This is a genomic window from Ruegeria sp. AG7 (assembly GCF_056541545.1).
This window is the reverse complement of sequence record NZ_JBQFYP010000001.1, coordinates 24,665-39,956: the sequence shown is the minus strand read 5'-3', so window position 1 is coordinate 39,956 and position 15,292 is coordinate 24,665. Positions and strand designations below refer to the sequence as shown.

Here is a 15,292-nt window from a genome sequence, read left to right as displayed (position 1 = left end):
CCGCCTTACTCGATGATGACCAGAGGGGTGCCGAACTCAACAGCGTCGCCATCGCCCACCAGCACGCGCTTGATGGTGCCTGATTTGGGGGCGTGGATGTGGTTCATGGTCTTCATCGCTTCGACGATCAGCAGCGTGTCGCCTTCGGACACTGTCGCGCCGACGGAAATGAAAGCGGGCGCTCCGGGTTCCGGCTGCATATAGACCGTGCCCACCATAGGCGAGGTGACAGCGCCTGGATGGCTGGCCGGATCTTCAGCGGCAGCAGGGGCCGCCGCGGGGGCCGCGGCTGGTGCCGCTACGGGGGCGGGCGCTGCTGCAGGAACAGCCATCTGAACCGGAGCGGCCACGGTCTGTGTCATACGGCTGACGCGCACGTTCAGGCTGTCTTCTTCGCCATATTCGCGTTTGACCTGCAACTCGGTCAGATCGTTTTCGCGCAGCAACTCGGCCAGAGCCTTGATGAATGCCACATCCGCTTCGTGTTTGGTGTCTGTCATGAGTATCCTCGACGGTTCCCCTTTGGCCCGTCTGTTTCTTGCGGGCTCTGATCAAATTACGCAGGGTTATAGGCTAAGCGGCGGTGCATGAAAAGCGCCGACTCGCACCATCTGGCATGCGTTTCACGCGTAATTTAAAGGGTCGGACAGCTCACAGGGGCATCCCCGATAATTTGGCGACCAGTTCAGACAGCTTTCGCGCGCCGAATTTTTCAAGCAAACGGGCGCGGTAAGCCTCGATTGTGCGGTAACTCAGGCCCAGCTCTGCTCCGATTTCCTTGGCCGACAGGCCACGGCAGGACAGGATGGCCACTTCGCGTTCACGGATGGTCAGTTCAACCAGCGGTCGTTCCTCGGATATGTCGGAAAAGCTCCAGATACCGTGGCGGAACGGGTCGTCGGGCGTCAGCGACCGACCCCGGGCGCGGCACCAGAACAGGTCCCCGCTGCGGCGGCGCATGACACGCTCATCCGTGTAATACCCGGTGCCGCGCATCACCTGCAGGCTGCGCTCACCGATCCTCTCCCAATCAGCGACCGAAGGGTAAAGATGCAACAGCGGCATGTTGCGATAGTCGTTTTCTTCTCCGCCAAAGGTGCGGGCAAATTGCAGGTTGCAGCGCCGGATGATCCGGTTTTCCAGCTCAACAAGCCCGATCGGCGCATATTCAAAGGCGGGGTCGCTCATGCGTGTATGGTGCCGGGAAAGCGCGCGGAAATGAAGGGGGGATGCGATGTCTTGCGCCAGATTGACGCCCGAAACAGATGCTGTGGTCTGCGCCAGTTTGTGAAAGTTGTAAATGCCGGTTGAAAAGAAATGATTAACCTACAGAAACAGATGTTATAATCTGAAAACGAATGTGAATTCCGCCGGATCTGAATTCAGGGAAAGTAAGCATGCGCGACACGTTGACAGGCAGCCGCATTCGCGAAAGACGCCAGATTGCCGGGCTGCGGCAGGCCGAACTGGCGCGGCAGGCCGGCGTATCGGCGTCTTATCTGAACCTGATCGAACATAATCGCCGCAGGATCGGGGGCAAGTTGCTGGTCGATATCGCGGCGGCGCTGGGCGTTGAACCTTCGGTCCTGACACAAGGGATCGAGGCAACTCTGGTTTCCGCCCTACGTGAAGCGGCCGAGGAAGCGGTCGGGCAACAGGCCGAGGTTGACGGGCTTGAGGAGTTTGCCGGTCGTTTTCCCGGCTGGGCCGGTGTTCTGGCGCAGATGCATCGCCGTGTCGTGTCTTTGGAGCGGAACGTCGAAACCCTGTCCGACCGCCTTACGCACGACCCGCAACTGGCCGCGTCGATGCACGAGGTTCTGTCAACCGCCGCCGCGATACGCTCGACCGCCGCGATCCTTGCGGATACGCAAGATATCGAGGCCGAATGGCGCGAGCGTTTCCACAAGAACCTGCATCAGGATGCCGAACGGCTGGCAGGCAGTTCCAAGGCGCTGGTGACCTTCCTCGACGAAAGCGACTCGGCGGTTGATCCACGTGCCGTTCCCCTGGAAGAGGTCGAAGCCTTCTTTGAAACCCGCGGCTACACGATTTCCGAACTGGAAGACGGTGGCGATGTGGACGCGGTTGACCTGAGCGGGCTCAATACCTCGGCGGCGCGCACCGTCGCGCGCGAAGTTCTCAGAATCTATCGCGCAGACGCGCAGGCCCTGCCGCTAGAGGCTGTCAAAGCGGTTGTTCAACAGGGTGATCCGAACCCCATCGAACTGGCGCAGCGGTTCTCGGTTGATTTTGCCACTGTCCTCAGGCGGCTGGCCTTTCTGCCGGATGGCATCCTGTCACAACCGGTTGGCATGGTGCTGTGCGACGCGTCCGGAAGTATCCTGTTTCTCAAACCGATTCAGGGGTTTACCTTGCCCCGGCATGGCGATGTCTGCCCGCTTTGGCCGCTGTTCACAGCCCTCAGCCGTCCGCTGGTGCCGGTGCGCAAGCAGGTCGTCCTGACCGGCAGGTCCTCGGTCCTGTTCGACTGCGTTGCCTATGCCTGGCCGCATGCAGTGTCGGGATACGATCAGGACCCGGCCTATCGCTCGGTCATGGTGGTGCGCCCTGTCAGGGACCCGTCAGACACGGTGCCGGTCACTCAGGTGGGGCCGAATTGCCGTGTCTGCCCAAACCGCGATTGCAAAGCCCGGCGCGAGCCGTCGATTTTGAGCGAAGGTTTTTGACACGTTCATGACAGACCGCTTAATCTGGCGGGAACCGGTCCCGGGATGGAAGGCCGGTTATGGGAGGAATTGAACATATGAGCCGAAAGGTTCTGCTGATTGAGGACGAACCGAACATCGCCGAGGCTATCCGGTTCCTGCTGTCGCGCGAGGGATGGCAGGTCGAAACGCATGGCGATGGAACGGATGCGGTTCAGGTGATCCAGGGGGCGCAGCCCGATCTGGTCATTCTGGATGTCATGCTGCCGGGCAAGAACGGTATGGATATCCTTCGGGAACTCAGAAAAATGGAGGAACTGGCAGGCTTGCCGGTTCTGATGCTGACCGCACGGGGTCAGTCGCGCGACCGGGAAATGGCCGAAAACGCAGGCGTCAGCCGCTTCATGACCAAGCCGTTTTCCAATGCCGAAGTTCTGACAGCCGTGCGTGATCTTCACGCGCAGGCGACGCGCATTTGATGTCCGGCGAGGGCAACAAGACCAAACCACCGGGCGCACGCCCTTCGCTTTTTCTGGAACGTCAAAGCTATCGCCGTCACAGGTTGACGGATGCCGCCCGGATTTTGCCCTTTCTGGGCGCGGCTCTACTGGCCCTTCCGTTGCTGTGGCCGGATCGGTCTGGCGGGGATGCGGCTGTGCCCTTGTCTTCGGCGATGTATTACATATTCCTCTGCTGGGGCGCGCTGATCCTGGCCGGGTTTGTCTTTGGGCTGGCCGCCCGCCGCATGGCCGCGCGTGAAGGATCGGACACGGGCGCTGAGTGATGGCCACCATAAATATTCTGATTCTGGTTTGCCTTGGCTATGTCGTGTTCCTGTTCGCGGTGGCCTTCGCCGCGGATCGCATGGCTGCGGCCGGGCGTGGCAAATGGTTGCGTTCGCCCGTGATCTACACGCTGTCCCTGTCGATCTATTGCACTGCCTGGACGTTTTATGGCGCGGTGGGCAACGCCGCGCGGTCGGGGCTGGAGTTTGTCACCATCTACCTCGGTCCGACGCTGGTGATGGTCGGCTGGTGGTGGGGGCTGCGCAAGCTGGTGCGCGTCGGGCGCAGCCAGCGGGTCACCTCGATCGCCGACCTGCTGTCGTCCCGGTATGGCAAGTCGAACACGCTGGCGGTCTGCGTGACCATTCTGGCGGTGCTCGGCGGCACGCCCTATATCGCACTGCAACTGCAATCGATTACCCTGTCCTTCTCGATCTTTGCCGAGGCTGATCCGTCAGGCCTCTACCGTGAAGGGTCCAGCGTGTTTTGGGTCGCGGCTGGTCTGGCCGTGTTTGCCATCCTGTTCGGCACCCGCAATCTGGACGTGAACGAACGTCATCATGGCGTGGTCACGGCCATCGCGGTCGAGGCCGTTGTCAAACTGTTTGCGCTGATCGCCGTGGGCGTTTTCGTGGTGTGGGGGATCGCGGGCGGCATTGGCCCGATGATGGACCGGATCGACGCCTCGGAAATCGGCCAGTGGAATGTCGATGCCGGGCGTTGGACGACGTTCATCTTTCTGTCCGCCGCCGCCTTTATCTGCCTGCCCCGGATGTTTCAGGTGATGGTGGTGGAAAACGATGACGAAGGCCATCTCAGAACCGCTGCCTGGGCCTTCCCGCTCTACCTGCTGTTCATGAGCCTGTTTGTCGTGCCCATCGCCGTAGTCGGTCTCGACCTGCTGCCCCAGGGCGCCAACCCGGACCTGTTCGTGCTGACCGTGCCGCTGTCCCAGGGCAATGACTGGCTGGCAATGCTGTCCTTCATCGGCGGGTTTTCCTCGGCAACCTCGATGGTCATCGTCAGTGCGATGGCCCTGTCGACAATGGTGTCAAACCATGTGGTCATGCCCATCTGGCTGAACACGCAGGAAGGCACCGGCTCGGTATCGGGCGATGTGCGCAACATTGTTCTTATGGCACGCCGAGTTTCCATTGCCGCCATCATTGCGCTGGGCTTTTTCTACTACCGGCTGTCCGGTGGCGGTGCGGCGCTGGCCTCGATCGGGTTGATCGCCTTTGCCGGTATCTCGCAGATTCTGCCAGCGTTGGTTGGGGGGCTGTTCTGGCGCAGGGCGACCCGGACCGGGGCGCTGATCGGGCTGACCGTCGGCTTTGTGCTGTGGATTTACACCCTGCTGCTGCCGGGAATGGGCGGGGCGTGGATGCCCGAAACCGTGCTGCAAAACGGCTTGTTCGGTCTCGGCTGGCTGCGCCCTCATGCCCTGTTCGGGATCGAGGGGATCGATCCGATGGTGCATACGGTGATGTGGTCCTTGTCCCTGAACACGCTTGCCTTCTGCGTCGCGTCCCTGCTCAGCTTTCCCAGCCCGTTGGAACGGTTGCAAGGGGCGCAGTTCGTCAACGTCTTCGATCACTCGGTCGCGCCGCGCGGTTGGTCCGGGTCAGTGGCGCAAAGCGAAGACCTGATGATCATGACGCAGCGCATTCTGGGCACCGGCCCCACACAGGAATTCTTTCAGGCCGAGGCGCAAAAACAGGGTGGCCGTTCGCACCTGCCGGAACCGACGCCGGGCTTTCTCAACCGTCTGGAACGCGAGCTCAGCGGCTCGGTCGGCGCGGCCATGGCCCATGCGATGATCGGCCAGATCGTGGGCGGATCGTCGGTCTCGGTCGAGGATCTGCTGGCCGTGGCCGACGAATCCGCGCAGTTGCTGGAATATTCCGGCCAGCTCGAGGAAAAGTCCTCCGAACTCAGCCGAACCGCACGCCAGCTGCGCGAGGCTAACGCCAAGCTCACCCAGATTTCCGAACAGAAGGACAGCTTTCTGAGTCAGGTCAGTCATGAATTGCGCACGCCGATGACCTCGATCCGGGCGTTTTCGGAAATCATGCGCGACACCGATGGCCTCAGCCGCCAGGAGCAGACCCGCTATGCCGCGATCATTCATGACGAAGCCCTGCGCCTGACCCGGCTGCTCGATGATCTGCTGGATCTGAGCGTGCTTGAAAACGGGCAGGTCAGCCTCAATCTCAGTGATGACAGCCTGCGCTCGGTTCTGGACCGCGCCGTGCCCAGCGCTCTGGCCGGGGCGGACCGAAAGATCACCGTCCGCCGGACCCGCACGGCCGAACGTATCTTTCTGCATACGGATCTGGATCGGTTGGGGCAGGTGTTCATCAACCTGATCTCGAACGCGCAGAAATACTGTGACGCGGACGATCCGGTGCTGGTCATTTCCGCCCATGATGTCGGCGGGCGGGTCATCGTCGACTTCATCGACAATGGCAGCGGCATCCCACCGGGTGCGCGCTCGATGGTGTTTGAAAAATTTGCCCGCGTGGGCGGCGACAAAGCTGGCGGAGCGGGGCTTGGTCTGGCCATCTGCCGCGAAATCATGCAGCGGCTGGGGGGTGAGATTACCTATCTGCCGGGGCAGGGCGGCGCGGCCTTCCGGATCAGCCTGCCACAGGCCTATCAGCAGGCGGCGCAGTGACGCGGCCATAAAGGACTTGGTAACGCCCGAGGGTGTAAACCGGTTGCCAGGTGCTGGAACAATTGGTGATCGGGCGTCATGTCACAAGATGTCAATGCCGCGTTGGCGCGCAAACTGTCCGTCGGACAAAAGGATCTGGGGGATCGCCCGCGTTCGGTTCTGCGGGCGCTGCGCCTTGGGTTCGCGCGGGCTGCGGGCGACCGGCTGAACCTGCCGCTGGCGGTTATCGGGGCAAAACAATCCAGCCAGTCGCAGGACGTGCCGGGGGACGCGGCGGGGCAGGATTGGCTGCTGCTGGTGTTTGACGGCCCTGAAGGCCGCGCCGCGGCCTGTCTGAACCCGAATGTGGTCTCGGCCATTGTTCAGGCCCAGACCATTGGTCAGGTTCTGCCCGGTGACCCCGGCGCACGCACGTTCACGGATACGGACGCCGCCATCGTGGCTCCCTTGATCGAAGCCGCGTTGGCCGGTTCCGCCGCTTTGTTCGACGCCTCAAGCGATCAGATTTGCCTTGAAGGGCTGGAATTTACCTCGCGCGCCAAGGATTTGCGCACCCTGTCGCTGGCGATGACGGAAGAGGTGTACCGCATTTTCGAACTGACCGTCGATCTGGCGAACGGAGAGCAGCAGGGTCGCATCTCGGTCTTTCTGCCAGAACATCCTGCAGTCTCGGATGTGGCAGAAGATACCGGGGAAAAGGCTGATCTGCGCATGGATCAGTGTTCGGGCGTGATGCGGGCGGAACTGACCGCCGCGCTGTGCCGCATGTCGCTGCCCCTGTCCGACCTGTCCGGAATGCGGATCGGGGACATTCTGCCGTTGCGCGGGGCGCGTCTGGACCGGACCGAGGTTCTGACGATCGACCGGACACGCGCCGGTATCGGTCGCCTTGGGCAATGCGGTGGTCTCCGGGCCGTGCGGCTGAATGAAACCGCTGCATTGCCAGCCCTGACTGGTTCTGACGCGCAGGACTTCATCGCCAGCAAAAGTGGAACACCACCGCAAGATCACCCGGTTGAACCGGCTGTGCATGATGCGCACGCCCAGACCGTCCCGGCCGGGGTGTCAGATCTGACAGATAGCGATCTGATCGTGAACGATTCAGAACGGATGGTCGCGGAAATCACGCAGCTGGCGGGGCTGGCGCCCCCGGAGTCCGCCAGCTAGGTTAAGGGGCACCTAGCCGCCATTGCCGCGCATCTGGTCCAGCATGGGGCGCAGATTGTCCAGCTGATACCCGGCTTTGCCGGTCGCACTCAGGATGTCGTCCGTGCTCATGTGGTCGCACTGGCCCAACGCCCAGACAACCGAACACCGCGTGCCCGAGGCGCAATAGGCCAGAACAGGGCCTCTGCCGTTTTCCGCCATGTCGCGCTGCCGCTTCACGTTCTCAGGTGTCATCGTCTGGTGGGTCAGCTCCAGCACCTCATATTCCATACCTGCGGCCCGCACCGCTTCGCCGATCGCGTCGGATTGCATGGCCGGGGGAACTTCGGCATTGGGCCGGTTGCAGATCACCTTGGCAAAGCCAGCCTCGGCGATGGCCGGAACATCCTCGACCGTGATCTGCGGCGAGACAGCATAGCGGGGGGTAATCTGACGAATCTCCATGCCAATTCCTTAGGCCGCGTTTGCCGCCCTGTCCAGTTGCGCGCCCAGCGGTGGTGCCACGAACATCCCGGCCGCCATTGCAACCAGAAAGACCAGCCCGCCCAGCCCGCCATAGCTCAGCGAGGCCATTGCCGGTCCGGGGCACAGCCCGGCCAGTCCCCAGCCCATCCCGAACAGAACCGAACCCACGATCAGCCTGCGATCAACCTCGGGCTTTGCAGGGGGTGGAAAGGCTCCGCCGGTCAGGGCGTTTTGCCGTCCGGTTGTCATCCGCCATGCCACAAGCATCGGCAGAATGGCACCGGCCATCACAAAGGCCAGCGTCGGATCCCAGTTGCCAAACACATCCAGCCAGCCCTGAACTTTTGTGGTGTCTGTCATGCCTGAAATCAGCAACCCGGCGCCGAACAGCGATCCGGCGATCAATGAAATGAAAAGGCGCATCAGATCACTCCCAACACATGACGCAGCAGCACAAGGGTGACGCCCCCGGCAAGGATATAGAAAACGGTGGCCACGATGCCGCGCAGCGAGAACCGAGAGATCCCGCACACCCCGTGCCCCGAGGTGCAGCCATTGGCGATCCGTGTACCGATACCGACCAGCAGCCCGGCCAGAATGACAACACCCAGATTGCTGGTAAGATGCGTCTGAGCCTCGGGCAGGATCAACGGGCGCAGAAGAAGGGGCATTCCGACAAGCCCCGCAATAAAGGCCAGCTTTTCGGCCATGCTCCCCTTAGCGCTGCCATCGACAAGGCCGCCCAGAATGCCGCTTGCGCCCATGATCCGGCCATTGCCCAGCAGGTAAACCGCCCCGGCCAGACCGATCACCAGACCGCCGCACAGCCCCCAGATCCACTCTATATTCATGTGGGATTTCCCTTTGTGATTTGTTGTTCCCGCGTCACAGCTTGTTGACCGGCAGTTTCAGGAAAACATCGCCCTGTTCATCCGCCGGAGGCATCTGACCGGCCCGCATGTTGACCTGCAAAGACGGCAGGATCAGGCGCGGCATGGCCAGCGTGGCGTCCCGCGCGTCGCGCATCTCCACGAATTCTTCGATGCTGCGCCCCTGTCCGATATGGACGTTCAGCGCCTTTTGTTCACCTACCGTTGTCTCCCACGCGTATTCGTCGCGGCCCGGAGCCTTGTAATCATGCCCGACATAGATGCGGGTGTTGTCCGGCAGCGACAGTATCTTCTGGATCGACTGGAACAGCGTAGCCGACGATCCTCCGGGGAAATCACAACGTGCGGTACCAAAATCGGGCATGAACAGTGTGTCACCGACAAATGCGGCGTCGCCAATCACATAGGTCATGCAAGCCGGTGTATGGCCGGGGGTGTGCAGCACGTCGCCCCGCATCTGGCCGATGTGAAAGCTGTCGCCTTCCTTGAACAGCGCGTCAAACTGGCTGCCATCGCGTTGAAACTCGGTTCCTTCGTTGAAAACCTTGCCAAACGTGTCCTGCACGGTGACGATCTGGTCGCCAATCCCGATCTTTCCGCCCAGCTCCTGTTGCAGATAGGGGGCCGCCGACAGGTGGTCGGCATGGACATGGCTTTCCAGAATCCACTCGACCTTAAGGTCCTGCGCGCGCACAAAATCGATGATCTTGTCCGCCGAGGTTGTCGACGTCCGCCCCGAGGCATGGTCGAAATCCAGCACGCTGTCGATGATGGCGCAGGCCCGCCCCTGAGGTTCATGAACCACATAGGAAACCGTGAAGGTCTGCTCGTCAAAAAACGCTTTCACTTTCGGTGTCATGATCTTCTCCGTTTCGGTCTGGCATATCATATATGTTAATTGGAATGTGATGCAATATCGAACCTGAATTTGATGCCGGTCAAAGCAACCGCTGAAATCCTAGCTTAATCTTTAACCTATCCGCGTCAGATTGCCGAAACTTCGACCATGGCAGGCAATTTCCCGCACAAGGCTACGATATTATCTGCTGGTCGTAATCCCGTTACGTATATTGGGGATACTGGCGCCACTTGGGAGGATGGTTATGACACCGACTGGTCTTTATTCCGAAGCCGAGCAGCTTGAACGTAAGCTTGTGAACGCGGGTCTGGAAACGCGTTTGGCGCTTCAGCCGAGTGTGAGTAAAATTGTTGACCGGATGCGGCAGCAGGGGATGGAGGTGCCTTCGCGCCTGCGTCGTCTGGATGCGGCCTTGTGCGAAGATGCGATTGAAGCGCAGTTTGATAACTTGCCGGTGTGAACCGGATGGTCATCCAAGGGAAATCCCGAGGATGACCAGCATCAATCCAAGCACCGACAGAAACAGCGAGGCCAGGTTCCAGGGCAAGACCCCCTGAACCACCGCGCGCAGCTCGTCATCCGACAGACCGGCCTTGCGCGCCCGCATCACGCGAAGAATGCACCAGACCAGACCGGCAAGCCCGGCCACAGACAGGGCTGCACCGCCCCAGGTGATGAATTCAAACATGGTTCCCCGCATATCCTCGTGACCTGATCACGCGCTTAACGGATCGGTTGGGGTCATACAAGTGCGCCAGCCCATTGGGTGCTTGCGACCCGGGCGGCAGCACTGTATCCGGCATTCCACACCAGGGTTTCAGCCTCTGGGGCAGGCGCGTATCGAAGGTGCTCCCGTTGATCGGGCTACCGCCGTTCACCGCTGGCCGCAGGCTGTTCTCTTCTGGTTGCAGGTCCATAACCGGGAACAAAAAAGATGAGCATGTCTGAAGAAGCAGAAGCAAATTACAAGGTCACCGCGGGCGAGCTGCGCCAGTTTGTGGAACGTATCGAGCGCCTTGAGATGGAAAAGAAAGACATCGCCGACCAGATCAAAGAGGTCTACGCCGAAAGCAAGTCGCGTGGTTATGACGTAAAGGCCCTGCGCAGCATCATCTCGCTCAGAAAAAGGGACAAGGATGACATCGCCGAGCAAGAGGCCGTCATCGAAATGTACAAAGAAGCGCTGGGTATGACCTAAGCCCGACCGCCATGAAACACGCTCCGCCGCAGTCCATCCCCTGGTCTGCGTAGCGGAGAAATATCAGGGTCAGACACCCCTGTTCCGGGGCCTTCAACCGCAGCTATCATTTCATTTTGCGTGGTCGGTTTCGTCCGACGCCAAGTGATCAGAGCCGTCGCGCGATCCCGCAGGCACTGCACTTGACGCCTCCGGGCTGTATCGAACCGCCCATAAACCAAACTCGAACCACTAAAGTCTCTGACGTGCCAATGGCCAAAGGCGCCGACCCGCTTGATGAACCTGATCGGAACACCCGCATTGATTGCCGCAATGAAGGCATAGGCCGTTTCTACGGCCGGAAAACCAGCCGCCGCACCGGTCCCATCAACCTAGACGGGCCAAAACAGCCACTAAGGTCGTTTTGCAACCGAAACTGAGAAATCTGGGGAAAACTCCGCGCCAAGACTCAAATCCTCAGAAACAGACAGAATACTGCGCGTTTCCACACAGCCTCCGGACAATGCAGACGTCTTTCGACTCGGATGAATTAAATAAAAGTGGTCAAGCTGGGAACTCTACTTGATTCAGAACCATACCACTTGGCAACTAACTTCATTGAGTTGCGTGGCGCTCTTTTTCCGGCCAGAATTCATCCACAACGACATATGCGATAATTACAAAGAAGGCGGCACTAGCAACTTGTAATACTCGAGTGATGCTCTTGACGTCAGCCTCGTCTGAAAATGGTGCAACAGACCCACAATACACAATCAGAGCCGTTGTAATAGCAGAGCCGGCGGCAGCTGCGAGCGGGACTTGAGATTTTCCAAGTGCTCCGAGGGTCAGACAGAAGAAAAAACATAGCAGAACGGGCGTCAGAATAACCGGAGCTATTACGTTTATTTCATAGCATATGATGGATACTGCCGCCCCAAGAAGGTTTGCCGTCAGCATAGCTTTTGCAACGGTTTTGCCTGCGGCAGGCATAGCCGCAAGTTGCTGGCTCAGCAGAGCGACAAAAAACAGAACCAGCAATGCGGACGCTCCGGAAATAAAGAACGCCATAGCAAACGGAACTGTTACAAGCGACATCCTGACAATTCGGCGATGGGGGTCGAAGTCCGGCGACGTTGCTGCCTTCTTTTGAGCCGCCGTTTGAGGTTCAGCGGGTATCAACACGAACATCAGCGTCGATACGAAGCCTGCAAAAAGCAGGTTCAACGGTATCCAATACACGAGCACCAAAGCCAGATTCTGAGATTGCAGAACCAGGTTTGGAATCATCAAGGCCCCCATGAGGGCGATGACACCCGGCAATACTCCGGCACCAGAAACTGACCAAATGAACGACAGGATTATTCCAATGGCCACGAGGATGAGGAACACAAGAGGATATGGCGAGAAGATTGACGAGACCAGGAAGGAAATGAACATCAATCCAATTGAAAAGACAAACAACTTAGCAAATGCTGCCAAAGGCAAAGCGGCAGGCGCTTGAAGAAAAAGGGCAGTGAAAACCGCCCCGACGACGGCGAGTGGCCACCCGAGAAACAGGCCCAATGTAAATACACCGGTAACACCTAGCGCAAGCCGGGTGACAGAGCGCCGGTCCTCAGTACGCATAGGACAGAATTGATACCACGCGGATGTAGGTACGGCCCACGAGGTTCAGCAACGAGTTGTCACTAAGATACATAATCACATCGGCCTGCCCGTTCAGTTGGAAACGAAGATCATCTTCAGCACTACCAGCTTCATAGCCGGGCAAGATAATCCTGACCGGGAACCTTTCCGGCTCACGCAAAAATCCCTTTGTGCTTGGTGGGCTAGCCAATTTCCCGGGTTCATCACCGCCACTCAAAGACACAGCAGCACTGAAGCTCTCAATGACGCCCGTAACAATTTGACCGGGATGCATATCCAACACTACATCAACCGGAGACCCCACCGAAGCTCTTCCCAAGTTGTTCTCGGTAAAGTACGCCTCGATCCAAATGTCGGTTGCATCCAGAAATGTCAGAAGATCTTGGCCGGATCTCGCATACGTTCCGGGGGCTATCAGCAGATTCGAGATTATACCTGTCGCCGGAGCACGCAGTTCAGTCCATTCAAGGTTTAGTTCTGCATCCGCCAAGGCCGCCAACGCGCGCTGGATTTTCGGGTTATCAATCCCGTCAACACCAAGCCGCTGCTTCGCCTTTTCAAGATCTGCTTTTGCGTTCTCAAAGTTCGCCTCGGACTGTGCCAGTTGCCCTCGGGCATCATCGGCCTTTGAGACGGCAATCAACCCTTTCTTTTCAAGCGCAAACACACGCTCCGTCTGCAGACGCATGGTGTCGAGATCACTCTGCGCCCTTGCCAGTTTGGCTTGCGCGCCGCTTACTTCCGCTGACGACGCTCCCACTTCCTGAGTGGCTGCCTCGAGATCGGCTTCGGCTTTGTCGCGATCAATTTCGTAAGGTCTGGCATCAATCCGAACTAGAACGTCTCCTGCCGAAACGACCTGACCGTTTTCAACAAGAACCTCGGTCACCGTCCCAGTGACCTGCGGAACGATCTGGGTCGCCACGGCCTTTACTCTGGCGTTCCCGGTGAAAGGTGTCTTGCGGTCAGCGACCAGATACCAGACGAGAAAGATGAGAATGACAGCCAATGTAGACCAGATCGTTTTCCTCATTTCGCCACTCCTTCAGCGGCGTTTTCGGTGCCCGGTGAGGCGTCGATCCAGACTTTGAACAACTCATAGAAGACAGCAAACAAAACGGGGCCCATGAAAATGCCGATTAAGCCATAGGCCATCATGCCTCCTAGCACCCCGATGAGGATCACAAGCATGGGCGTATCAAGGCCTTTTGAGATAAATACGGGCCGCAGGAAGCTGTCCATAATTGTTACGGGAATCGCCAGTATGGTGAAGATCAAAGCTGCACCTCCGGACATGGAACTCCATGCGTAGATGATAACAGGCAAAAGAACCAAGCCGGGTCCAATCTGGATGATCGAGAGGATCAGGCAGATGAACGCCAGCGTGGCGGCCGAGCCAATCCCGAACAGCACCAACAATACCCAAACGACCACCGCTTGAATCGCTGCAACGCCGATTACACCCTTTGTTACATTACGGATCGTTGCCCCCGCCAATGTTACGAATTCACCGCCACGCGGCGCAAATACACGGTTTGCAAAGTGCTGAAGGCCCTGAACCAGATTCGGCCCTGGGCTAAACAAAGCCCCCATTATCAATACCGACAATGCAAGGCCGAGAAGTCCAATTCCGATCCCCAGCACCTTTCCAAATAAGGATTTAGTGATCTCAAGAATCTGGGCGCCGTATTTTGCAAGCGCACCGTCCAGATTCCGTTCGAACATTCCCCAGACATCGGCAATTTTTCCTCCGACTAGCGGTAGTTCCTTGATACCTTCGGGCGCTGGGGGGATTTTCAATTCACCCCTGTCTGCTTGTTCCGCGAATTCAGACCCAAGTTCTGCGGCACCAGACACCGCAGTTGCGACTGGCCCGAGGGTCAGAACAAGACCCATCAAAACCAAGATCGTCGCTGTAAGCTTCTTTCGGCCTCCTAACTTGGACTGCATCCAATTAAATACCGGGTAAAGCGCCACACAGAGGATCGTTGCCCAGATAACTACGCTTGCAAGCGGGGCCACCATGACCAGAGCGCTGTAAAGGAATAGTCCGAGAAAGAGCAATCGTATCGCCAGATCGACAATCTTCGCGTCCTGGGTCTTTTCCATTCCATCCCTCCACTAGCTGTTTTCTGAACATTACACTCAAAAAGCAAAATATGTATATATGTTTTAGTTTTATGCGTCCGCCTATCAGCTTGAAGACACAAGTTAATCTGGGGCGCGGCCTGAGGTGCCTAGTCAAACTAATACCTGCGCATGAACTCAGTTTGGCTGAATTGGGTATAATCTATTTATCCGTTTTTTCGTCGTCTTGAGACAAGATCGTATCTGCCACCGTGGTAGCTGCTGTCACGAAGACACCGAGGCCCACGATGATGTATACCATTGTGAAGATTTTTCCTGCCGCAGTTTCAGGGGAGAAGTCACCAAACCCCACGGTCGAAATTGTCACTACAGAAAAGTAGATTGAGTCGAGCCAACTCCAACCTTCGACAAAGTGGTAGAAGACCGAGGCCCAAAAAATCATTCCAATTGTGAAGGCAAGGATGCCCTTAACTCTACCGTCCTTGAAAGCGACGCCTATCCCTCGTGTTATTCTGGTTAGTGAATTCATCTTGTCCTCGTTGATTGAAGAATTCACATATAGCAGTAATTACATGAATGTGGGGAATAGAAGGAATCTGATTGCCTGTAGTTTGGAAGATGTGTCCAGCAGCCATAGTCAAAGCTCATGCAACGTGTCCGTTTCTGGCTTTTGAAATCCACTTCAAACCAGCTGTTCAGAAACTGGGTGTGCCGGGTTTTGTTGCACAATTGCGCTTAGGGATTCACTCCATGAATCCAAGTTGATAGCTGGAGAGTATGAGCAGTTGGTCCCCTACGAAGTACAAGACCAAGAACTGACCGTCGTACAACACGGCGTTGAAGCAGCGCGGTTCACTATCGATCTGGT

18 protein-coding genes are annotated in these 15,292 nt (G+C 58.1%); 7 read left to right on the top strand and 11 right to left on the bottom strand.

Features of this window, described 5'->3' with window-relative positions:
- Positions 1-5: 5 nt before the first annotated feature.
- Together accB and ACR0BF_RS00225 are read right to left on the bottom strand one after the other, a co-directional pair.
- Positions 6-500 carry an acetyl-CoA carboxylase biotin carboxyl carrier protein gene (accB, locus tag ACR0BF_RS00230; protein WP_480473619.1) on the bottom strand — a complete coding sequence of 165 codons (495 nt, stop codon included), beginning with the start codon at positions 498-500 and terminating at the stop codon, positions 6-8.
- Positions 501-651: 151 nt separating this feature from the next.
- Complete coding sequence (locus ACR0BF_RS00225; RefSeq protein ID WP_209505755.1) at positions 652-1,188, bottom strand: LuxR C-terminal-related transcriptional regulator; 537 nt, start codon at positions 1,186-1,188, stop codon at positions 652-654.
- A gap of 209 nt (positions 1,189-1,397) precedes the next feature.
- On the opposite strand from ACR0BF_RS00225, the gene ACR0BF_RS00220 reads away from it, so the two are divergent.
- The 5 genes from ACR0BF_RS00220 (at position 1,398) to ACR0BF_RS00200 (ending at position 7,298) form a co-directional block, all read left to right on the top strand.
- A complete protein-coding gene (locus tag ACR0BF_RS00220) occupies positions 1,398-2,690 on the top strand; it encodes a helix-turn-helix domain-containing protein (protein WP_480624020.1) in 1,293 nt (430 codons plus the stop codon).
- 77 nt (positions 2,691-2,767) lie between these two features.
- Positions 2,768-3,148, top strand: a complete 381-nt coding sequence (locus ACR0BF_RS00215; protein ID WP_480473617.1) for a response regulator transcription factor — start codon at positions 2,768-2,770, stop codon at positions 3,146-3,148.
- Complete coding sequence (locus tag ACR0BF_RS00210; RefSeq protein WP_480518966.1) at positions 3,148-3,453, top strand: hypothetical protein; 306 nt, start codon at positions 3,148-3,150, stop codon at positions 3,451-3,453. Before ACR0BF_RS00215 ends, ACR0BF_RS00210 begins: the two co-directional genes overlap by 1 nt.
- Positions 3,453-6,131: an ATP-binding protein gene (locus ACR0BF_RS00205; RefSeq protein WP_480624019.1), complete on the top strand. Its 2,679-nt coding sequence runs from the start codon at positions 3,453-3,455 to the stop codon at positions 6,129-6,131. The genes ACR0BF_RS00210 and ACR0BF_RS00205 overlap by 1 nt, the downstream gene beginning before the upstream one ends.
- A 78-nt stretch (positions 6,132-6,209) precedes the next feature.
- Positions 6,210-7,298, top strand: a complete 1,089-nt coding sequence (locus tag ACR0BF_RS00200) for a FliM/FliN family flagellar motor switch protein (RefSeq protein ID WP_480624018.1) — start codon at positions 6,210-6,212, stop codon at positions 7,296-7,298.
- A 12-nt stretch (positions 7,299-7,310) separates the two neighbouring features.
- Here ACR0BF_RS00200 and ACR0BF_RS00195 read toward each other — a convergent pair whose 3' ends face one another.
- Genes ACR0BF_RS00195 through ACR0BF_RS00180 form a run of 4 tightly spaced genes read right to left on the bottom strand, consistent with a single transcriptional unit; the run spans position 7,311 to position 9,512 of the window.
- A complete protein-coding gene (locus tag ACR0BF_RS00195) occupies positions 7,311-7,742 on the bottom strand; it encodes a protein tyrosine phosphatase family protein (protein WP_480622716.1) in 432 nt (143 codons plus the stop codon).
- Positions 7,743-7,751: 9 nt separating this feature from the next.
- The gene (locus ACR0BF_RS00190; RefSeq protein ID WP_267366618.1) at positions 7,752-8,186 is read right to left on the bottom strand and encodes a DUF6691 family protein; all 435 of its coding nucleotides are present in this window, start codon (positions 8,184-8,186) and stop codon (positions 7,752-7,754) included.
- Positions 8,186-8,614: a YeeE/YedE family protein gene (locus ACR0BF_RS00185; RefSeq protein WP_267366620.1), complete on the bottom strand. Its 429-nt coding sequence runs from the start codon at positions 8,612-8,614 to the stop codon at positions 8,186-8,188. The genes ACR0BF_RS00190 and ACR0BF_RS00185 overlap by 1 nt, the downstream gene beginning before the upstream one ends.
- A gap of 34 nt (positions 8,615-8,648) precedes the next feature.
- A complete protein-coding gene (locus ACR0BF_RS00180) occupies positions 8,649-9,512 on the bottom strand; it encodes an MBL fold metallo-hydrolase (RefSeq protein ID WP_480473612.1) in 864 nt (287 codons plus the stop codon).
- A gap of 244 nt (positions 9,513-9,756) precedes the next feature.
- On the opposite strand from ACR0BF_RS00180, the gene ACR0BF_RS00175 reads away from it, so the two are divergent.
- Positions 9,757-9,972 (top strand): hypothetical protein, encoded by a 216-nt coding sequence (locus ACR0BF_RS00175; protein ID WP_209505776.1) that lies wholly within the window; start codon positions 9,757-9,759, stop codon positions 9,970-9,972.
- 9 nt (positions 9,973-9,981) lie between these two features.
- Here ACR0BF_RS00175 and ACR0BF_RS00170 read toward each other — a convergent pair whose 3' ends face one another.
- Complete coding sequence (locus ACR0BF_RS00170; RefSeq protein WP_209505778.1) at positions 9,982-10,200, bottom strand: hypothetical protein; 219 nt, start codon at positions 10,198-10,200, stop codon at positions 9,982-9,984.
- Between the two features lie 246 nt (positions 10,201-10,446).
- On the opposite strand from ACR0BF_RS00170, the gene ACR0BF_RS00165 reads away from it, so the two are divergent.
- Positions 10,447-10,710 carry a DUF2312 domain-containing protein gene (locus tag ACR0BF_RS00165; RefSeq protein ID WP_209505782.1) on the top strand — a complete coding sequence of 88 codons (264 nt, stop codon included), beginning with the start codon at positions 10,447-10,449 and terminating at the stop codon, positions 10,708-10,710.
- A 594-nt stretch (positions 10,711-11,304) separates the two neighbouring features.
- Here the strand turns inward: ACR0BF_RS00165 and ACR0BF_RS00160 are convergent.
- From ACR0BF_RS00160 to ACR0BF_RS00145, 4 genes are all read right to left on the bottom strand, one after another.
- Positions 11,305-12,315 (bottom strand): DUF2955 domain-containing protein, encoded by a 1,011-nt coding sequence (locus ACR0BF_RS00160; RefSeq protein ID WP_480624017.1) that lies wholly within the window; start codon positions 12,313-12,315, stop codon positions 11,305-11,307.
- Entirely contained in the window at positions 12,305-13,369 is a 1,065-nt protein-coding gene (locus tag ACR0BF_RS00155; protein ID WP_480518978.1) for an HlyD family secretion protein, read from the bottom strand. Before ACR0BF_RS00155 ends, ACR0BF_RS00160 begins: the two co-directional genes overlap by 11 nt.
- Complete coding sequence (locus ACR0BF_RS00150; RefSeq protein ID WP_480518980.1) at positions 13,366-14,445, bottom strand: AI-2E family transporter; 1,080 nt, start codon at positions 14,443-14,445, stop codon at positions 13,366-13,368. Before ACR0BF_RS00150 ends, ACR0BF_RS00155 begins: the two co-directional genes overlap by 4 nt.
- Before the next feature lie 181 nt (positions 14,446-14,626).
- Complete coding sequence (locus tag ACR0BF_RS00145) at positions 14,627-14,953, bottom strand: potassium channel family protein (protein ID WP_480518982.1); 327 nt, start codon at positions 14,951-14,953, stop codon at positions 14,627-14,629.
- Positions 14,954-15,292 lie beyond the last annotated feature (339 nt).

Coding starts and splice junctions, on each gene's coding strand:
- accB (WP_480473619.1), bottom strand. CDS start 500: ATGACAGACACCAAACACGAAGCGGATGTGGCATTCATCAAGGCTCTG.
- ACR0BF_RS00225 (WP_209505755.1), bottom strand. CDS start 1,188: ATGAGCGACCCCGCCTTTGAATATGCGCCGATCGGGCTTGTTGAGCTG.
- ACR0BF_RS00220 (WP_480624020.1), top strand. CDS start 1,398: ATGCGCGACACGTTGACAGGCAGCCGCATTCGCGAAAGACGCCAGATT.
- ACR0BF_RS00215 (WP_480473617.1), top strand. CDS start 2,768: ATGAGCCGAAAGGTTCTGCTGATTGAGGACGAACCGAACATCGCCGAG.
- ACR0BF_RS00210 (WP_480518966.1), top strand. CDS start 3,148: ATGTCCGGCGAGGGCAACAAGACCAAACCACCGGGCGCACGCCCTTCG.
- ACR0BF_RS00205 (WP_480624019.1), top strand. CDS start 3,453: ATGGCCACCATAAATATTCTGATTCTGGTTTGCCTTGGCTATGTCGTG.
- ACR0BF_RS00200 (WP_480624018.1), top strand. CDS start 6,210: ATGTCACAAGATGTCAATGCCGCGTTGGCGCGCAAACTGTCCGTCGGA.
- ACR0BF_RS00195 (WP_480622716.1), bottom strand. CDS start 7,742: ATGGAGATTCGTCAGATTACCCCCCGCTATGCTGTCTCGCCGCAGATC.
- ACR0BF_RS00190 (WP_267366618.1), bottom strand. CDS start 8,186: ATGCGCCTTTTCATTTCATTGATCGCCGGATCGCTGTTCGGCGCCGGG.
- ACR0BF_RS00185 (WP_267366620.1), bottom strand. CDS start 8,614: ATGAATATAGAGTGGATCTGGGGGCTGTGCGGCGGTCTGGTGATCGGT.
- ACR0BF_RS00180 (WP_480473612.1), bottom strand. CDS start 9,512: ATGACACCGAAAGTGAAAGCGTTTTTTGACGAGCAGACCTTCACGGTT.
- ACR0BF_RS00175 (WP_209505776.1), top strand. CDS start 9,757: ATGACACCGACTGGTCTTTATTCCGAAGCCGAGCAGCTTGAACGTAAG.
- ACR0BF_RS00170 (WP_209505778.1), bottom strand. CDS start 10,200: ATGTTTGAATTCATCACCTGGGGCGGTGCAGCCCTGTCTGTGGCCGGG.
- ACR0BF_RS00165 (WP_209505782.1), top strand. CDS start 10,447: ATGAGCATGTCTGAAGAAGCAGAAGCAAATTACAAGGTCACCGCGGGC.
- ACR0BF_RS00160 (WP_480624017.1), bottom strand. CDS start 12,315: ATGCGTACTGAGGACCGGCGCTCTGTCACCCGGCTTGCGCTAGGTGTT.
- ACR0BF_RS00155 (WP_480518978.1), bottom strand. CDS start 13,369: ATGAGGAAAACGATCTGGTCTACATTGGCTGTCATTCTCATCTTTCTC.
- ACR0BF_RS00150 (WP_480518980.1), bottom strand. CDS start 14,445: ATGGAAAAGACCCAGGACGCGAAGATTGTCGATCTGGCGATACGATTG.
- ACR0BF_RS00145 (WP_480518982.1), bottom strand. CDS start 14,953: ATGAATTCACTAACCAGAATAACACGAGGGATAGGCGTCGCTTTCAAG.